We start from the raw sequence: 17,449 nt of genomic DNA, 5'->3' as shown, positions 1-17,449 counted from the left end.
ACCGATGAAATGTCCCGCCTGCCCCGATACAGATCTCGTCATGACCGAACGGCAGAACGTCGAGATCGACTATTGTCCGAAATGCCGGGGCGTGTGGCTCGATCGCGGCGAACTCGACAAGATCATCGAAAAGAGCGCGGCACAAATGCCGCAATCGTCTTCAAGCGCGCCACCCGAAGCGCCCTACGCCAATCCGCCGCGTTACGGGCATGGGCATCAGGGCAGCTACGGCAAACACGGCTATCGCAGGAAATCCTGGCTTTCGGAAATCTTCGACTAAGCCGGCGAAAACGTTACGGATCGCCGCACTGATCGAGCGTTGACGCGGAATTCCCGTGGCCGGCGCAATTCGCGTGATCGTTCAACGCTTCGATGACGCGGCAATCCGAAATACGGCCGCCAGAACATTGTGCGACCATACGTCGCAGTTCTCGCTTCAGCGCCTTCAGATGCTCGATCCGCCGCTCGACCTGGACAAGTTGCGCGCGCGCGATCGCGTCGGCGGCGTCGCAGGGTTGCTCGGGGTTGTCCGAAAGGCTCAGAAGATCGCGGATCACATCCAGCGTGAATCCAAGATCGCGCGCATGGCGTATGAAACTCAGCCGCTCGACCGCCGCGCGCTCGTAAAGCCGCTGATTTCCGTTCGAACGCTCCGGTCGCGGCAGAAGCCCAGCCTGCTCGTAATATCGTACCGCTTGCACCGTGCAGCCTGCACTTTTTGCGACATGACCGATGGTGAACAGCATGGGAAACCCTCAGACTCGCAAAAAGTAACTTGAAGCTACAGTAACTATAGCAATTAGGGTGGTGCTTTCCAAAACAATGGATAAGCCATGACCACCGCCGCCAATACGCAGTCCACTGAAAAAATCGATTGGTCCATCGTCGGGATGGACTGCGCAAGCTGTGCAGCCAAGATCCGCAGCGCCGTTTCGCCGGTTCAAGGCGTCCGCGACGTGGCCGTTTCCGTGATGAACGAATCCATGACTGTGGCGCTTGAGCCCAGTGCCGTGGCAATCGCCGAGATCGAAAGCCGCGTGTCGCGGCTAGGCTATAAAATTTCGCGTCGTCTGCCGGCGGAATCTCCGGCATCCGCAGACGCTGGTTGCTGCGCGCATCACGACCATCACGAGAGCGATGCCGCCGCGCCACAAACATCCAAAGATGCGAGCGAGCGGGTCTCCGCGCCCGTCCGAAACGCACCACGCTGGTTCGATACGCCGAAAGGCCGCCTCGTCGCCGTCACCGGTGTTTTGCTGGCGGCGGCTTGGGGCGCCAAGCTTGCCGGATTCGAAACTATCGCAAGCTGGGCATTCGTCGTCGCGTGCGTTATCGGCGCAGTTCCCATCGCGCGCCGCGCCTTCGCGGCTCTGTCGCTGGGACAGCCCTTCACCATCGAAATGTTGATGACGATCGCCGCCGTCGGCGCGCTGGCGATCGGGGCCGCCGAGGAAGCCGCCCTCGTCATCTTCCTGTTCGCGATCGGCGAAGTGCTGGAAGGCGTGGCCGCCGATCGCGCGCGCGCCAGCATTCGCGCCCTGGGCGATCTGATTCCGCAAACCGCCCGCCTGATCGAAGGAACGACGACACGCGAAGTTCGCGCCGCGTCGCTGACGCCGGGACAAAACGTCCTGGTGCGCCCCGGCGACCGCATCCCGGCCGATGGCGAGATCATCGACGGCACGTCGGAGATCGACGAATCGCCGATCACAGGAGAGTCGGTCCCCAAGAGCAAGACGATCGCCGATCCGGTTTTCGCCGGTTCCGTCAATCGCGACGCTGCTCTCAAAGTCCGGGTAACCACCAAGGCCGAAGACAACACGATCGCGCGGATCGTCCGCTTGGTCGAAGAATCGCAGGACGCCAAAGCCCCAACAGAAAGATTTATCGACCGATTCAGCCGCGTCTATATGCCGATCATCGTCGGCTTGGCGGCACTTGTGGCTGTGATCCCGCCGCTGACGATGGGCGCGGAATGGTCAACTTGGATCTATCGTGCGCTGGCCCTTTTATTGATCGGCTGTCCCTGCGCATTGGTGATTTCGGTGCCCGCATCGATCGCGTCGTCGCTGTCCGCCGGTGCCCGGCGCGGCCTGCTGCTTAAAGGTGGCGCCGTCATCGAGGCCGCCGCGCGCACGCAAGCCGTTGCGTTCGACAAGACCGGCACGCTGACGGCGGGCACGCCGCGCGTAACCGATCTGCGCGCTTACGGCGTCGGCGAGGATGACGTATTGGCGTTGGCCGCGGCAGTCGAGGCCCAATCCTCACATCCGCTCGCGCAAGCCATCGTCAAGGAGGCCGAGCGCCGCGCTTTGCCGTTACAGGCGGCCGCAAACGGCAAGGCGATACCCGGTCGTGGCGTCGAGGCCAGCGTTGCCGGCCGCACGCTGACGATCGCGTCGCCGCGCTACGCGGCGGAGCTCGGTGCGTTATCGCCGGAAGTTTCCCGAACGCTCGCAGTGTTCCAAAATGAAGGCAAGACGGCGGTCGTTGCGGTCGAGAACGCGCGCGCGATCGGCATCATCGCGTGCCGCGACGAACCGCGGCCGGACGCCAAAACGGCGATCGAGGAGCTTGACGCGCTCGGCATCTCGGCGATCATGCTCACCGGCGATAACGCCGCGACCGGCAAAGCCATCGGCGACAAGATCGGTATCGAGGTCCGTGCGGAGCTCTTACCCGAGGCCAAAGTCGATGCGATCCGCGCCATGTCGGACAAAGCGAGCGTCATGATGGTCGGCGACGGAATCAACGATGCGCCCGCCCTGGCTACCGCGACTGTTGGCATCGCCATGGGGTCAGGTACGGGCGTCGCTCTCGAAACGGCCGATGGCGCTCTCATGGGCGATCGCGTGTCTGATGTGCCGCGCCTAATCCGTCTCGCACGGGCGACGATGGGAAACATCCGTCAGAATATCGCCCTCGCACTCGGCCTGAAGGGCGTGTTTCTGGTCACCAGCGTGCTCGGACTTACCGGATTGTGGATCGCGATCCTCGCCGATACCGGTGCGACGGTTCTAGTTACGTTGAACGCGCTACGCCTGCTGCGCTTCAACGCCGACGCCCGCTGATTGCCAACCTCGCGATACGTCATGAAATCCCCCGATCGTATACCGATGATTCTTGCCGTTTCGGCTTTTGCTTTCGCTGTCGATCAGTCGACAAAATGGCTGATCGTCAACGAAATCATGCGGCCGCCACGAACGATCGAGCTAACCGGATTTCTCAACATCGTGCTTGGCATGAATACCGGGGTCAGCTTCGGATTGCTGGGTGAATTATTCGCCGATCGGCAAGTCCTGCTCGCCGGAATCAAGTTGGCAATCGTGGCCGGGCTTGTCTTTTTCGCGTGGCAAAGCGAGTCCGCGCCGGAGCGGACCGGATTCTCGCTCATGGTCGGCGGCGCGCTTGGCAACATAATTGATCGATGGCGTCAAGGCGGTGTGACCGATTTCATCGACTTCCATTGGAACGGATGGCATTGGCCGGCGTTCAACATGGCCGACGTCGCCATTTCGCTAGGCGTAGGTTTCGTCATTCTATCGACCTTCGGGTCGGCACCACGACGTTCGCGAGGCATGAAATGAGCTCGCAGACAAAGTTCATGGGCGACGGTTCTATCGCGTTGTTTCTCGCGTGGCTCGTGGCGTTGGGCGCCACGCTCGGCGCGCTGTTCATCGGCGAAGTCTTGCATCAAACGCCCTGTGTGCTGTGCTGGTATCAGCGCATCGCGATGTTTCCGCTGGCGCTGATCCTCGGCATCGCGTGTTTGCGCGACGATCTGTCGATCGGCATCTACGTGATCCCCGTGGCACTAGCCGGCACCGCGATCGCCCTATGGCATTCCTTGATTTATTTCGACATCGCTCCCGCCGCTATCGTGCCTTGCGAACAAGGACCATCGTGCCAAGGGGCAAATATGGAGGTATTCGGATTGCCGATCCCGTTGCTGTCCCTTGGAGCGTTCGCGATGATCATACTTCTTCTATCGCACGGCAAGCAGGGTCAAAGCCGATGAACAGACGATACGTCCTCGTCGGCGCGGCAGCGGCGCTGGGTGCTGCGGCCTTCGCGGGCGGCGCCTATTACGTCGCCGAAAAGCGGCGCGCCGCCGTTCCGATGATTCAGAAGGTCGAAGGCGCCGATCAACTGATCCGGGCGCATTCGCCGGCCATCGGTCCACAAGACGCGCCGGTGACGATCGTCGAGTTCTTCGATCCGGCGTGCGAAGCCTGCCGCGCCTTCCACCCGATCGTCAAAGGAATCATGGATGCTCATCCTGGCAAGATCCGGCTGGTGTTGCGATATGCGGCGTTCCATCCCGGATCGGCGGAGGCCGTGCGCATTATCGAGACGGCGCGTCTTCAGGATCGATTCGTTCCCGTTCTCGAAGCCCTTCTGGAAGGACAGCCGAGCTGGGCTTCGCATCGAGCCGGTACGAACCCGGATCTGGCTTGGAATTTAGCCGCGTCGGCGGGCCTCGACATCGAGCGCGCCCGGCGCGAACGGCTGATGCCCCACATTACGGCCACATTGAACTTCGACGCGGAGGACGTCCGGACATTCAACGTTCGGGGAACTCCGACCTTCTTCGTTAATGGCCGCCCACTCCCGGAATTCGGGGCGGACCAACTTCTAGCGCTGGTCCGCGACGAACTCGCCAGAGCGGCGAAATAGATTACGGCCATGAATTATGAAGCCTCTTTCTCGCGCATATTCGGCCATCCTGGAACCGCGGCATCGACCGGCCCCGGAGCGACGCGTTGCGCCACATGCGATCTAGAATTACCGGTAACCGCAAAAACCTGCCCCCTCTGCATGGCAAATCTACCTTCTGAAAATCCGAAAGGAGCTTCCAAATCATGACGAAGCGCTCCCCGCGAGGCGTCAAACGGAATCTCCGAAAGAGTATCGCCATTGCGCTGGCGCTGCTTGCGTTGGTGGGTATCTTCTACGCCATAACGATCATCAAGCTCTCGAAACACAGCACGCTACCCCATGAAATTTGAATCCAGGAGAACCAAGCTGGTGCTCTCCCGTTTCGCGCGCGGCGTCGGGAGGATCGTCGTAGCGGCGACATTCCTTATCGGCAACGCCGCCGCCGCGCATGAATTCCGCGTCGGCGCCATCACGATCGACCATCCTTGGTCTCGGGCGATCCCGCCGCGCGCGCCCACGGCCGCCGGCTATCTCGTGATCCGCAATGCGGGTCCACGGGAAGATAAATTGATTGGCGCCCAATCGCCGATGGCCAATACCGCCGAGTTTCATGAAATGTCAGTCATCGATAACGTCATGCGCATGCGCCCGATCGAAGGCGGCATCGCCATTCCGCCGGGCGGCGAAATCCGGCTTGCGCCGAACGGGCGGCATTTGATGCTAATCGGACCGAAGGAAGGATTCGTCCAAGGCGCACGCGTGCCGTTGACGCTCGTTTTCGAACGCGCGGGACGCGTCGATGTTGAATTGGCGGTCCAATCGATGGGCGCGCGCGACACCGGCCACGCAGAGACGCGCGACCATCCCGAATGCGGCGATAAAGCCGAACGTCACAATATGGCCGAGCACCATGGCGAGGCCGAGTCCGGCGGCCGCATCGGCCATTGCGGCGAGGCCAAGAATTAATCGGATGAACTATCTGCGCTTCATCCGGCTATTCGCTTGGGCCTGCGTCGGCGTCGTGGGTCTCCTCGTCGTCGCCATCAGTATGGGGTGGCTGGTAACGGACGGTCCGCTCGCCGCCCTCGCTCGCAAGGAACCCTCTACCATCGCGAAAGGCGGGCCATTCGCGATGACCGACCATCGCGGCAAACCCTTCACCGAAGCGGATCTGCGCGGGCGACCGGCATTGGTGTTCTTCGGATTCACGTCGTGCCCGGTCGTTTGCCCAACGACGCTCGGCGACATGACCGACTGGCTCGAGGAACTTGGCCCGGATGGCAACGCCCTATCCGCCGTGTTCGTCAGCGTCGATTCCGAACGGGACGATGTCGCCCAGATGGCGGCCTATCTGGAGCCGTACAACCAGCGCATTGTCGGCTTGACCGGCAATTCGGCACAGTTAGAGCAATTTGCTGCCAATTACGGCATCTATTACAAGAAGGTGCCGGTGGGCGACAACAACTACACCATGGATCACACCGCATCGGTCTTGATGCTCGATCGAGCGCTGAACATGGTCGGAACGGTCGATTTCCACGAAGAACGATCGATCGCGATTGCCAAGCTGAAGCTCCTACTCGCTCGATAGTTTGGCGATTCCGACGCAGCATCACTGTCCACAGAGTGCCTTGCCATATCCCCTCCTAGGGGATAGTATTTCGGATGCCCAAAGATCATCGCCACCATACCCATCCCGAGGTTGTGAAGCGCTTGAATCGCGCCGGCGGCCATCTGCGCAGCATTGTCGAGATGATCGAAAGCGGCCGGCCCTGCCTCGACATCGCGCAGCAACTCCAGGCCGTCGAGAAGGCGGTCGGACAAGCCAAGAAAACGCTGATCCAGGATCATTTGGATAATTGCCTGGAAGACGTAATCGGCGCGCTGCCGCGCGAACGGCGGGGCCCGATCGACGAATTCAAGCAGATCACCAAGTATCTTTGACGGGCCCGGCAACGATGGACGGCGCATTTTTCTTTTCCGTCATGGTGACCGGTTTCGTCGTGGCTTTCGCCCATGCGGCAATCCCGACCCATTGGCTGCCCTTCGTCCTCGCCGGACGCGGCCAACGCTGGGGCAAGGCAAAAACCCTCTCTGTCGTCGCGCTTTGCGGTGCAGGGCATGTGTTGTTTACGGCCCTTCTCGGCGCACTCGTCGTATGGCTCGGCATCGAGACCAGCAAATGGACCGGAGAGATATTCCCTTGGATCGCGGCGGCTGCGCTCGTTCTGCTCGGCATATTCTACCTCGTCCGGCAAGGTCGCGGCGGCGGACACGGACATCATCATTTCGGTGCGAATCATGATCATGGCGGCCATCACCATGATCACGACCACGATCACGCCCATCCTCACGGAAACTCGAATCATGGCGAACACGCGAAGGCACAAGCGGATTCCACTTCAGACGCCAAGATTATATTGGGTCTGTTCGCCCTATTGACGTTCTCGCCATGCGAAGGGTTTCTACCCGTCTATCTCTCCGGCATAATCTATGGCTGGCCGGGATTCGTGACGCTCAGCGCGGTGCTTGCGATCGCAACCGTCGCGGGAATGATGGTCTTCACTTGGCTAACGCTCGCCGGCATCGAGCGACTGCGACTCGAATTCGTCGAGCGCTATGAAAGCGGAATACTCGGCGCCGCATTGATCTTTCTTGGCGTTGGCGTCGCGTTCTTCGGTTTCTAGCGCTTACTTCAGTTCAAGCGCCGTCTGCCTCACTCTGCTGATGGCTGAGGGTCCCTTGGCCAGGGCGGCAGTTCGATGATGCTGTTGATCGGGTGGCCTTGCGCTAGGCGGGCGAAGATATCATCGTTATATATGTGCTTGGCGCCCTTATCGGCCTTGACGATACCAAGTTCAGGCTGCTTGTGCTGATCGCATTCTTCGCACTCGCCGCACATCAAGTCATCTGATTCAATCTTCTATTTAGCCTTTTAAATCTAGCCGTTTCAGCGGTCGCGTGGTCCGAGATTGCGGTCGAGACCGCTACAGAGATCACGCATGCACAGCGCTTGGCCATGGCACTGACGGCGTGGCGCACGGCCCAGGTGCGGCAGGGATGCGAAGCGCCCGCCACGCGTCTGGCGAGCATGCTACCGGATTCCCTCGTGCCCGCCGTTCTTCTCTAATGGACTTCGCCGAGGAATGGCATCAAGTGCCTACGACGCCGAACGATCGTAAAACGCGCCAGAAGCGCGTGGGTGAAAACAATTCCTAGGGCGCTTTTCGACTCATCGGCTGCTGCGGGCGAACGAGCTACTGACTAGCGCGGGCGTTCACCGTGATGAACGTAGCTGAAGAATTCTAAGACAAGACGACAGCATCCAACCCGCTATGACCAACCGACTTCACGTATCTGAGGGCGGTCGGCGGGGATTGGCTCAATTTTTCGATGATCCTCGACGACCTATTTCGGATCATCGTTGCGTCGAAGCAATGCATGATGATGAAGGCGGCGGACGTCACCGAGACGATCGGAATGACGCTTATGGCGTCGAGGCAGGACGGCAACCGACATCGGCCGCGGCCGTTGCCGGACAACGGGCGAGTCTTCTCTTGTGCGTTCAACCATGCTACCATTCAATTGTGAAGTGTAGATTCACATTTCGTTGGTTTCTCCCGATCCTCGCGGTCGTTGGAGTCATTCTTAGTCCGATTGCAGCGCCTCCGGGTGGGAATGCAATGGCGGCGTCCGTCGTTGCAGCGATGCCAGACGATATGCCGTGTTGCCTGCAAGAGCAGAATGCCAAGTCGGAATGTCAAAATGATTGCCCGATGATGAAGACCTGCATGGTCAAGTGCTTCGCGGGTCCACTGTTCTTTCCGGCTGCGACTATCCCATTTGATATGCTTGGGACGGTCGTCAATATTGGATGGGATTTCTTCGTCAATTCGCTCGGCGAAGAACCACCCGCCCGACCTCCACGAACCTAGGGCATCGCCGGCGCGTCGCGCCGGCTAGCACCGCCTCGACAATACTCAGGCGGCTGTGAGAGCGCGCGGCTTATATGCCGCGCTTCGCCGAGTCTTATGCTTGGCGCTCTGATGAAACCAATGAACCTAGGACTATCGAATCATGATGAGGTCGGTTTTCAAACGCGCTGCAGCGGCGGCGTTCGTCGTTGCACTTTCCTTGGTCTCTTTCGCGTCGGCCCACGCCGAGATCAAAGATTATGAGTTCGGCCTGGTCCAATCAGAAGTGAAGCAAGGTGACGCCATCGTGGCCGTCCGTCTGATTGACAAGCGATCCGGCAAGGCCGTTTCCGACGCCGTTATCTTTACAACCCGAATCGACATGACGCCCGATGGAATGCCAACGATGACTGCGCCGATCGAGGCGCTACCCTCGAATGAACCCGGCGTCTATCGATTCAAGACGAATCTGATGATGGCTGGCGGGTGGCAATTGTCTCTCGCCGCCAAGATTCAAGGCGAGACCGCAACGCTCGCAAACAAGCTGATCCTCAAGGTCACGCGATGAAACGCGCCCCCCTCGCAGGCCTCACCCTCGTCGCCGTACTGGCGGCGGGGATCGGAGGCTATTGGGCCGGAACGCACGGCGTTCCGACTGGCGGTGACGGGCCTTTTGCGGCCGCATCGCTCGCCGATACTGGGCCGGTCATCTACTATCGAGATCCGGACGGACAACCGTTCTATTCGCCGACCCCTCGGCAAAGCATGGACGGACGATCGTTTCGTGCCGTCTACGCGTCCGAGGATATCAGTTTCGAGGATCGCCCGCCGGCGGCCGCGAGCAGTTCGGGCACGGCGAATCCCCGTCGCGTTCTCTACTACCGGAACCCAATGGGTCTGCCCGACACCTCACCGACACCGAAGAAAGATTCGATGGGGATGGAATACATCGCTGTGTACGAGGGTGAAGCGGACGAAGATCAGTTTGTCAGGGTCTCACCTGGCAAGCTCCAGCGGACAGGTGTCCGATCCGAACTAGTCGAGCGGCGCGTTATCAGCCGTTATGTGCGCGCGCCTGGCGCGGTCCAGTTGGATGAACGGCGCATCGCCGTGGTGGCGACCCGCAGCGATGCTTTCATCGAGGAAGTTGCGAATATCACGACCGGAGAGCGCGTTACCAAAGGGCAAGCCCTTATGCGGCTATATTCACCTGAGGTCGCCGTCGCCAGCGCCCAATTCCTGACGGAACTCAATACGCCGGGACGGGAACCAGCTTTCGGAGGTGCACGCCAACGCCTCGAGAATCTCGGCGTCCCGATGGACGCGATCGTCGAGATTGAGCGGTCGCGCCGGCCGCTTTTAGCCATGACATTGCGCGCGCCGCGCGATGGCATCGTGCTCGAACGCAACGCGACCAACGGCATGAAAGCAGCACCGGGTGGCGTGCTGTTCCGTATCGCCGATATCTTTATGATTTGGGTACTGGCTGATGTTCCAGAGTACGAAGTCGGTGCGATCCGCCTTGGTGCGCGAGCAGCCATTCGGTTACGCAGCGCTCAAGGTGAACCGCTTGAAGGTCGCGTTTCATTGATCTATCCCCAAGTCGACGAAGTAACGCGGACTACCAGGGTTCGAATCGAGTTAGCGAACGCGGCCGGCCGCCTTTTGCCGAATATGTACGCCGACGTGGAGATCAGCACTGGCGCCCCCGATCCAGTGACGGCCGTGCCGGATAACGCAGTGATTGCATCAGGTACTCGTCAGATCGTCATCCTCGACAGGGGTGATGGCCGTTTCGAGCCCCGCGTAGTGACGACCGGGAACCGAGGCGATGGCTTCATCGAGATTCGCGAGGGTCTCGTTAACGGCGATCGTGTGGTCGTCGCGGCGAATTTTCTGATCGACGCCGAAAGCAATCTCAAAGCCGCTCTCCGCAGTCTGGCCGCCTCAGTGAGTCAGCCATGATCGCCCGCCTTATCGACTGGTCCGCACGCAATCTCGTTCTTATCCTCGTCGGAACGGTACTCGCCGTCGCGGCCGGCCTGTACGCGGTGCGCACCTTGCCGCTCGACGCCATCCCCGACCTTTCCGACGTGCAGGTCATTGTCTACACCGAGTATTCAGGCCAAGCGCCGCAAGTCGTCGAGGACCAGATCACCTATCCACTGGCAACCGCCATGCTGACCGTCCCCAAATCGAAGGTTGTGCGCGGTCTCTCCTTCTTCGGCGTATCCTTCATCTATGTGATCTTCGATGACGGCACCGATCCCTATTGGGCGCGCAGCCGTGTCCTCGAGTATCTCAACGCCGCGACGCGTCGCCTGCCGACCGGCGTCACGCCGACTCTTGGGCCGGACGCCACCGGCGTCGGCTGGGTCTACCAATACGCCGTTGTCGCGCAACAGATGACGCTCGCCGAGATGCGTTCGCTGCAGGACTGGGTAATCCGGTATGCCGCATCGAAAGCGGAAGGTGTCGCAGAGGTTGCCAGTGTCGGCGGCTTCGTCAAGCAATATGCGATCGTCATCGATCCGAACCGGCTACGGGCGCAAGGCATTCCACTGGAGCGAGTGCGCGACGCCGTCAGGGCCAGTAATGCCGATGTGGGCGGCCGGACCATCGAGCTCTCCGAATTTGAGTTCATGGTGCGCGGTCGCGGCTACCTCAAGAACGTAACGGATATTGAGAACATCGTCCTGAAAACCGACCGCGGCGTCCCTTTGCGCATCAAGGACTTCGCAAGAGTCGAGATCGGACCTGACGAGCGCCGCGGCATCACCGAACTCGACGGCAATGGCGAAGTGGCAAGCGGCATCGTCTTGCAGCGCTTCGGGGCCAATGCGCTGACCGTGATCGAGAACGTCAAGGCGCGCCTCGCCGAAATCGCACCCAGCCTCCCCAAGGAGGTTGAGATCGTACCGGTCTATGATCGCTCTGAACTCATTGGACGGGCGATCAAAACGCTCAAAGGGACGCTGATCGAGGAAAGCATCATCGTCGGCCTTGTCTGCGTTGTCTTCCTGCTGCATCTGAGAAGTGCCCTCGTTGCCATCCTGATGCTGCCGGTCGGCATCCTGATCGCTTTCGCGGCTATGAAGGTGATCGGGCTCGGTTCGAATATCATGAGCCTAGGCGGCATCGCGATCGCCATGGGCGCGATGATCGACGCCGCTATCGTGATGATCGAGAACGCGCATAAGCACCTTGAACGATCGTCTCCCGACAGACCCCGGAGCGACATCCTAATTGCCGCTGCCAGCGAAGTAGGGCCGGCTCTGTTTTTCAGCCTTCTCATCATCACTGTCTCATTCTTGCCGATCTTCACGCTGGAATCTCAGGAAGGACGGTTGTTTGGTCCGCTCGCTTTCACCAAGACTTTCGCAATGGCCGCCGCCGCGGTGCTGTCGGTGACGCTCGTCCCGGCACTCATGGTGATTTTCGTTCGCGGACGGATCGTTCCGGAACATCGCAACCCTATCAACCGCTTCCTGATCTGGATATATCGCCCGATCATCCGGGGCGTGCTGAGGGCAAAGACGGTGACACTGCTGACTGCGCTCGTCGTACTTGGCATCACAGTCTGGCCCGCGCGTCAGCTCGGATCCGAATTCATGCCCAATTTGGATGAAGGCACGTTGATGTACATGCCGACAACGGTGCCTGGTCTGTCGGTGACTAAGGCGGCCGAGCTGCTCCAGATGCAGGATCGGATCATCAAGTCGTTCCCGGAGGTCGCCTCGGTCTATGGCAAGGCCGGCCGGGCATTGACCGCGACCGATCCGGCGCCGATCGAAATGTTTGAAACCATTATAAATCTGAAGCCAAAGAGCGAGTGGCGGCCGAGCCTCACCCTCGACGGCCTCAAGGCTGAGATGGATCGAGCTCTCCAATTTCCGGGTGTGTCGAACGCGTGGACTATGCCAATCCGCGCCCGCATCGACATGCTCTCGACCGGAATCCGGACTCCCGTCGGCGTCAAGGTGTTCGGCACGGACCTCGGACTGATGGAGCAAACTGCGCGCGAGATCGAACAAGTCCTGCGCGCCGTACCGGGAACATCGAGCGCGTATGCCGAACGGGTCATTGGTGGTTACTATCTCGATATAGTGCCAAATCGGGAGGTGCTTGGCCGCTATGGCCTCGCCATCGACGACGTTCATAATGTGATCACGACCGCGCTGGGCGCCCAAACCGTGACGACTACCGTCGAGGGCCGCGAACGCTACGCCGTCACGATTCGCTATCCTCGCGATCTCCGGAGCGATCCGCAGGCGATTGCCCGCGAAGTGCAGGTATCCCTGCCGGCCGGCGGGACTGTGCCGCTAGGGGAGGTCGCCAAGGTTGAGCTTACGCGCGGCGCAACGTCGATCCGCACCGAGAACGGCCAGCTCGCGGTCTATATCTTCGTCGACACAGTGGGCCGGGATCTCGGCGGCTATGTCGCCGAGGCACAACAGGCGGTGGCAAGCAAAGTGAAACTGCCGTCGGGAACCTACGTTTCCTGGAGCGGCCAGTATGAATACCTGCAACGGGCGGAAGCGCGACTGAAAATCGTCGTGCCGGTCACTCTACTCATCATCTTTCTGTTGCTCTACCTCAACTTTCGAGCGCTTCCCGAAACATTGATCGTCATGTTGTCGCTACCCTTTGCTTTGGTAGGAGGCATCTGGTTGATGTGGTGGCTCGGTTTCAATATGTCCGTCGCCGTGGCCGTCGGTTTCATCGCCCTCGCCGGCGTCGCCGCTGAAACGGGCGTGGTCATGCTGATCTATCTCGACCAGGCGATGGCGGAGCTGAAGGCCGAAAGAACGGCCGAAGGCCGTCCCTTCACGCGGATCGACCTCCATCAGGCCATCATGCGCGGCGCGGTCGATCGAGTCCGTCCGAAGATGATGACCGTCGTCGCCATCATGGCCGGGCTCCTACCAATCCTCTGGAGCACCGGCTCCGGCTCGGAGGTGATGCAACGTATCGCTGTACCGATGATCGGCGGAATGATGTCATCGACGCTCCTTACCTTGATTGTGATTCCGGCAGTCTATGGTCTGGTGAAGGGCCTGCATCTGCCTAAGCAAGCAGAGGACACGACGCAAGCGCATGACAATGTTGAAAGGTTTTCTCAGGCGTCAAACGAGCGACAATGATACGACGAAGCGATCGTGCACGTCGTAGGTTGGAGCGCGCGCAGCGGTATCCGGTCGAGTACCGGCCCGAGGACGATCATGAGCAGCACCAGGACGGCGAGCCCGGCGGCGCCGGTGCCGACAAAGGCGGGCCGCCTTCCACGCACGGTGCCGACCGCAAGCACGATTGTAAAAGCCTCAACGACCTCGACCAAGTATCCCAAGAAAGCGGCCGTTAGCGCCGGCCCGACGGTTGCCCAAGACTCCACGCGCATGCCCTCGTTCTAGGCCGCGAAGCCGGTTCCTACATAGCGATCGATCTGGGCGGGGTTTTTCACAAAAGGCTCCAACCAGCGTCGAGGCGCTCGGTAGGAGTCATCAGCCTTGCGGCGGTTATCGGGGGCTCCATCCCCGTCGTCGATGACGGTACCGATGACGCAAGCACCCGTCGATGATGTAAGTGGGATTGAGACGACGCTTACGGTTCGACAGAGATGTTCAGAGCAGTTTAAGTGATTCGAATGCTGCCAATCACTGTCCGTATGGGTTTAGGCGGATTTTTCGGCGGATGCCCTTAACATGCGTCTGCCTAGAACGGCCAGTCCAACCAGCGTCGCCACGGCGATACTGATCGACGTCCAAGCACCATACTGCTCGGTGAGGTCGATCACTGATTCGCCCGCGACATACCCGCCCCCGACCAATACCGATGCCCATGTAGCAGCAGACGCGAAACTGATCGGCGCGAAGCGATGCCAACGCCATCCGGTTAACCCGATCGGCAACGCACCGACGGTCCGCAGGCCCTTCGCATAGCGGTACGCAAAGCAGTACCAAGCGCCGTTTCTCGTAAACAACTGCCCCGCAAGCGACATTGACCTCGCCAAACTTGGATACGAAAGGAGTTTCGGACCGGCCCGCCGCCCGATCCAATATCGGATCTCGTCGCCGACATAGCCGCCAGCGAAGACGGACAGAACCGTCCATCGTAGATCGAGATCGCCAGTCCCTGCGAAATAGCCGGCAAAAACCGGTAGGTAGCCGCTCTTCAGCGCGCAATACCCCATCAGCAGAGCGTAGATCCAGGGTCCGAGATCCACTAGAGTTCCGCGCACGGTCTCCATGCCAACAAACTTGGGTCCCGATATCGAAAAGGCAAGAGTCACCGGCGGGATACAAATCGCTCCGCCGCCATAGACTCAACTCGCCTATACTATGCGTGCTCCCTGAAATGCGTTCCGAAAGTACCGTTGCGCAAACATAGAGTTGAGAATGAGAAAATAGACGGTAAGCGAAGTCTCTAGGCCCATGCTCAGCCTGCTGGGTTGGCCCAAGCCCGCAAGAGTATCGAGCCGGCGGCTGCGATCCATATCGTAAAGATGATTGCGAGGCCGATGCGGCGTCAGCGTCGTCTCGATCCCACGCACCACTGTTGCCAGTCGAGCTTGACGGCCTTTGGGTAGAGACTTAGGGTAATCAGCGATGGGGATGGAGTCCCCCGATAACCGCCGCAAGGCTGATGACTCCTACCGAGCGTTTCGACGCTGGTAGGAGCCTATTGCGAGCACTCCACCCAGCCCGGACAGTTCGATAGGAAGCAGCTTCGCGGCCCAGAACGAGGGCATGCGTATGGAGTCTTGGGCAACCGCTGGGCCGGCGATAACGGCCGCCTTCTTGGGATCGATGGTCGAAGTCGTGGAGGCGTTCACGATCGTCCTTGCCGTCGGGACGGTGCGCGGATGGCGGCCCGCGTTTATCGGCACCGGCATCGGCCTCGCGGTATTGGTGCTGCTCGTCATCGCCCTCGGTCCTGTCCTCGACCGGATTCCGATTCATGTGCTCCAGCTCGTTGTTGGCACGCTTTTGCTGCTGTTCGGGCTGCGTTGGCTTCGCAAGGCGATCCTGCGGGCCGCAGGGATCATCGCTCTTCACGACGAGGCCGCAGCCTTCACCGAGGAGACCGCGCATCTGACCGATGCCGTCCGGCGCAAGGAGGCGCATCTCGATTGGATCGCCGGTTTGACGGCATTCAAGGCCGTCGTTCTCGAAGGCATCGAGGTCGTGTTCATCGTCATTGCCGTTGGCGCTGGCCGGGACCTTCTTTGGCCTGCAAGCCTCGGTGCGCTCGCGGCTTGCATACTGGTACTGGCCGTCGGACTGATCGTGCACCGGCCGCTCGCCCGCGTGCCCGAGAACACGCTCAAGTTCGGGGTCGGCGTCATGCTGTCGGCGTTCGGTATCTTCTGGACCGGCGAAGGTCTTGGCGTCGAGTGGCCTGGCCACGATGCGGCCATCCTCGTGTTCGCCGCAGTGTTTCTGGCGGTCGGCGTATTCGGGGTTTCGCTTGCGAAGCGCAGCAACTCGGAGGTCGCGCAATGAACGTCCTGAGCCTCATATTTCGCGAGTTGGTCGGTCTCTTCGTCGACGACGAGTTTCTCGCTGTCGCCATACTCGCCGTCATAGCCGGATGCGGCGTCATGGCGGCCTATACCGACATCGCCGCGCTCGTCATTGGCGTCATTCTGTTGGCCGGATGCGTCTTGGTGCTGCTGGCGAGCGTTGCCCGTGGCAGCCGCCGTATCCGGCGGTAGTCGAAGGAGAACGCACTTGAGCTACTTGATCGTCTTTTTGGGCGCAGGGATCGGCGGGTCCCTGCGTCATGGCGTCAACATTATTGCGCCTCGACTGTTCGGAACATCACTGCCATTCGGAACCATGTTTGTGAACCTTGCGGGTTCGCTGATGATGGGTTTGATCGTCGGCTATCTCGCGTTCAGGGGGGATGCCGCACAAGCAACCCGCCTTTTCCTCACCACCGGCATTCTGGGCGGCTTTACGACGTTCTCGGCCTTCTCGCTCGACGTTTCGGTTCTCCTCGAGCGCGGCGATCTTGCCGGCGCGGCCATCTATGGCGGGCTGTCAGTGGCGGGTTCCGTACTGGCGCTATTCGTCGGGCTCTGGTTTGCACGAACGGTCTTCTGAACTACAAGCCATTTGCCGAGGCGCATAACTTGCGCCATCAATTCGGAGCCGCGGCCGACAGAATGCAGCATGAGGCGTATCGAGGCATTTTCTCAGCTTGTTACGCTGTACCAAACCCACCAAAGGAGTGAGCCTGCGGCCGCGATCCATATCGTAATGATGATCGCCAGGCCGGCACGGCTTATAGGCCGTTCGATCATCTCGGCAGCCCGGCCCCGGAACTCCTCGAGCAGTGCCACTGGGATGAGCCGAACAGCCAGCATGATGCCGAGCGGAACGATAATAATGTCGTCGAGATAGCCGAGCACAGGAACGAAGTCGGGAATCAGGTCAATCGGAGAGAGCGCATAGGCAGCTATCACTACCGCAACAACTTTGGCGGCAAGCGGAGTTCGAGGATCGCCAGCGGCTACCCATAACGCCGTCACGTCACGCTTAATGAAGCGCGCCCATTGGCGCAGCCGTATTTTCCAACTCGAGGCCGTCATCCCGCGTCCGCTCTGGCTTTAGCCGCTACTGGCGCTGGTTTGTGTGCCCATGGCAACAATTCGCCAGCCATCCAATCAATCGTACCGGCGAATTGTTCGCCATGGGCACACAAGCCGTCAACCGTGTGAGCCTGACGATGCTTACACATCACCGTCGATGCCGTCACGTTACCCGACAGCCGAACCCGCACTCCCTTCATTTCGATCTCGATTAACGGCACGGGCAGCGTTGCCATCGACGGCGTCTCGGCTGGCGCGGCCGAGCCCATCAGCAGCACCGGCG

22 protein-coding genes are annotated in these 17,449 nt (G+C 60.3%); 17 read left to right on the top strand and 5 right to left on the bottom strand.

The window, feature by feature from the left end:
* The first annotated feature begins 4 nt into the window (after positions 1 to 4).
* A complete protein-coding gene (locus J0H39_19650) occupies positions 5 to 280 on the top strand; it encodes a zf-TFIIB domain-containing protein (protein ID MBN9498974.1) in 276 nt (91 codons plus the stop codon).
* A 13-nt stretch (positions 281 to 293) separates the two neighbouring features.
* Here the strand turns inward: J0H39_19650 and J0H39_19645 are convergent, their stop codons facing one another.
* Positions 294 to 743: a helix-turn-helix domain-containing protein gene (locus J0H39_19645; GenBank protein MBN9498973.1), complete on the bottom strand. Its 450-nt coding sequence runs from the start codon at positions 741 to 743 to the stop codon at positions 294 to 296.
* Between the two features lie 90 nt (positions 744 to 833).
* On the opposite strand from J0H39_19645, the gene cadA reads away from it, so the two are divergent.
* From cadA to J0H39_19580, 13 genes are all read left to right on the top strand, one after another.
* Positions 834 to 3,071, top strand: coding sequence for a cadmium-translocating P-type ATPase (cadA, locus tag J0H39_19640; protein ID MBN9498972.1), 2,238 nt, complete (start codon positions 834 to 836; stop codon positions 3,069 to 3,071).
* A 45-nt stretch (positions 3,072 to 3,116) separates the two neighbouring features.
* Complete coding sequence (lspA, locus tag J0H39_19635) at positions 3,117 to 3,587, top strand: signal peptidase II (GenBank protein MBN9498971.1); 471 nt, start codon at positions 3,117 to 3,119, stop codon at positions 3,585 to 3,587.
* Complete coding sequence (locus tag J0H39_19630) at positions 3,584 to 4,018, top strand: disulfide bond formation protein B (protein MBN9498970.1); 435 nt, start codon at positions 3,584 to 3,586, stop codon at positions 4,016 to 4,018. The genes lspA and J0H39_19630 overlap by 4 nt, the downstream gene beginning before the upstream one ends.
* Positions 4,015 to 4,677 (top strand): thioredoxin domain-containing protein, encoded by a 663-nt coding sequence (locus J0H39_19625; protein MBN9498969.1) that lies wholly within the window; start codon positions 4,015 to 4,017, stop codon positions 4,675 to 4,677. The genes J0H39_19630 and J0H39_19625 overlap by 4 nt, the downstream gene beginning before the upstream one ends.
* 185 nt (positions 4,678 to 4,862) lie before the next feature.
* Entirely contained in the window at positions 4,863 to 5,009 is a 147-nt protein-coding gene (locus J0H39_19620; GenBank protein MBN9498968.1) for a protoheme IX farnesyltransferase, read from the top strand.
* On the top strand, positions 4,999 to 5,625 hold the full coding sequence (locus tag J0H39_19615) for a copper chaperone PCu(A)C (GenBank protein MBN9498967.1): 627 nt from the start codon (positions 4,999 to 5,001) through the stop codon (positions 5,623 to 5,625). The genes J0H39_19620 and J0H39_19615 overlap by 11 nt, the downstream gene beginning before the upstream one ends.
* A 4-nt stretch (positions 5,626 to 5,629) precedes the next feature.
* Positions 5,630 to 6,250 carry an SCO family protein gene (locus J0H39_19610; protein ID MBN9498966.1) on the top strand — a complete coding sequence of 207 codons (621 nt, stop codon included), beginning with the start codon at positions 5,630 to 5,632 and terminating at the stop codon, positions 6,248 to 6,250.
* Positions 6,251 to 6,324: 74 nt separating this feature from the next.
* On the top strand, positions 6,325 to 6,603 hold the full coding sequence (locus tag J0H39_19605) for a metal-sensing transcriptional repressor (GenBank protein MBN9498965.1): 279 nt from the start codon (positions 6,325 to 6,327) through the stop codon (positions 6,601 to 6,603).
* Between the two features lie 14 nt (positions 6,604 to 6,617).
* Positions 6,618 to 7,346 carry a hypothetical protein gene (locus J0H39_19600; protein ID MBN9498964.1) on the top strand — a complete coding sequence of 243 codons (729 nt, stop codon included), beginning with the start codon at positions 6,618 to 6,620 and terminating at the stop codon, positions 7,344 to 7,346.
* A gap of 706 nt (positions 7,347 to 8,052) precedes the next feature.
* Positions 8,053 to 8,250, top strand: coding sequence for a hypothetical protein (locus J0H39_19595; protein ID MBN9498963.1), 198 nt, complete (start codon positions 8,053 to 8,055; stop codon positions 8,248 to 8,250).
* A 486-nt stretch (positions 8,251 to 8,736) separates the two neighbouring features.
* Positions 8,737 to 9,141: a FixH family protein gene (locus tag J0H39_19590; GenBank protein ID MBN9498962.1), complete on the top strand. Its 405-nt coding sequence runs from the start codon at positions 8,737 to 8,739 to the stop codon at positions 9,139 to 9,141.
* Complete coding sequence (locus J0H39_19585; protein MBN9498961.1) at positions 9,138 to 10,538, top strand: efflux RND transporter periplasmic adaptor subunit; 1,401 nt, start codon at positions 9,138 to 9,140, stop codon at positions 10,536 to 10,538. The genes J0H39_19590 and J0H39_19585 overlap by 4 nt, the downstream gene beginning before the upstream one ends.
* Positions 10,535 to 13,717, top strand: a complete 3,183-nt coding sequence (locus tag J0H39_19580) for an efflux RND transporter permease subunit (GenBank protein ID MBN9498960.1) — start codon at positions 10,535 to 10,537, stop codon at positions 13,715 to 13,717. Before J0H39_19585 ends, J0H39_19580 begins: the two co-directional genes overlap by 4 nt.
* Here J0H39_19580 and J0H39_19575 read toward each other — a convergent pair.
* Together J0H39_19575 and J0H39_19570 are read right to left on the bottom strand one after the other, a co-directional pair.
* Positions 13,693 to 13,911, bottom strand: a complete 219-nt coding sequence (locus J0H39_19575; protein MBN9498959.1) for a hypothetical protein — start codon at positions 13,909 to 13,911, stop codon at positions 13,693 to 13,695. The genes J0H39_19580 and J0H39_19575 overlap by 25 nt on opposite strands.
* 333 nt (positions 13,912 to 14,244) lie before the next feature.
* Positions 14,245 to 14,796 (bottom strand): DedA family protein, encoded by a 552-nt coding sequence (locus tag J0H39_19570; protein ID MBN9498958.1) that lies wholly within the window; start codon positions 14,794 to 14,796, stop codon positions 14,245 to 14,247.
* 523 nt (positions 14,797 to 15,319) lie between these two features.
* On the opposite strand from J0H39_19570, the gene J0H39_19565 reads away from it, so the two are divergent.
* From J0H39_19565 to crcB, 3 genes are read left to right on the top strand one after another with little or no spacing between them, the layout of a single operon-like run.
* Entirely contained in the window at positions 15,320 to 16,075 is a 756-nt protein-coding gene (locus tag J0H39_19565) for a TMEM165/GDT1 family protein (protein ID MBN9498957.1), read from the top strand.
* Complete coding sequence (locus tag J0H39_19560; GenBank protein ID MBN9498956.1) at positions 16,072 to 16,287, top strand: hypothetical protein; 216 nt, start codon at positions 16,072 to 16,074, stop codon at positions 16,285 to 16,287. Before J0H39_19565 ends, J0H39_19560 begins: the two co-directional genes overlap by 4 nt.
* 16 nt (positions 16,288 to 16,303) lie before the next feature.
* On the top strand, positions 16,304 to 16,678 hold the full coding sequence (gene crcB / locus J0H39_19555; protein ID MBN9498955.1) for a fluoride efflux transporter CrcB: 375 nt from the start codon (positions 16,304 to 16,306) through the stop codon (positions 16,676 to 16,678).
* Positions 16,679 to 16,770: 92 nt separating this feature from the next.
* Here the strand turns inward: crcB and J0H39_19550 are convergent, their stop codons facing one another.
* Together J0H39_19550 and J0H39_19545 are read right to left on the bottom strand one after the other, a co-directional pair.
* Entirely contained in the window at positions 16,771 to 17,166 is a 396-nt protein-coding gene (locus tag J0H39_19550; GenBank protein ID MBN9498954.1) for a DUF1232 domain-containing protein, read from the bottom strand.
* Positions 17,163 to 17,402 carry a hypothetical protein gene (locus J0H39_19545; GenBank protein MBN9498953.1) on the bottom strand — a complete coding sequence of 80 codons (240 nt, stop codon included), beginning with the start codon at positions 17,400 to 17,402 and terminating at the stop codon, positions 17,163 to 17,165. Before J0H39_19545 ends, J0H39_19550 begins: the two co-directional genes overlap by 4 nt.
* Positions 17,403 to 17,449 lie beyond the last annotated feature (47 nt).

The sequence above is a fragment of the Alphaproteobacteria bacterium genome, assembly GCA_017308135.1.
In the GTDB taxonomy this organism is placed as follows: Bacteria; Pseudomonadota; Alphaproteobacteria; order CACIAM-22H2; family CACIAM-22H2; genus Tagaea.
Note: the sequence above shows the minus strand (reverse complement) of the source record. Positions and strands in the feature narration are given on the sequence as shown.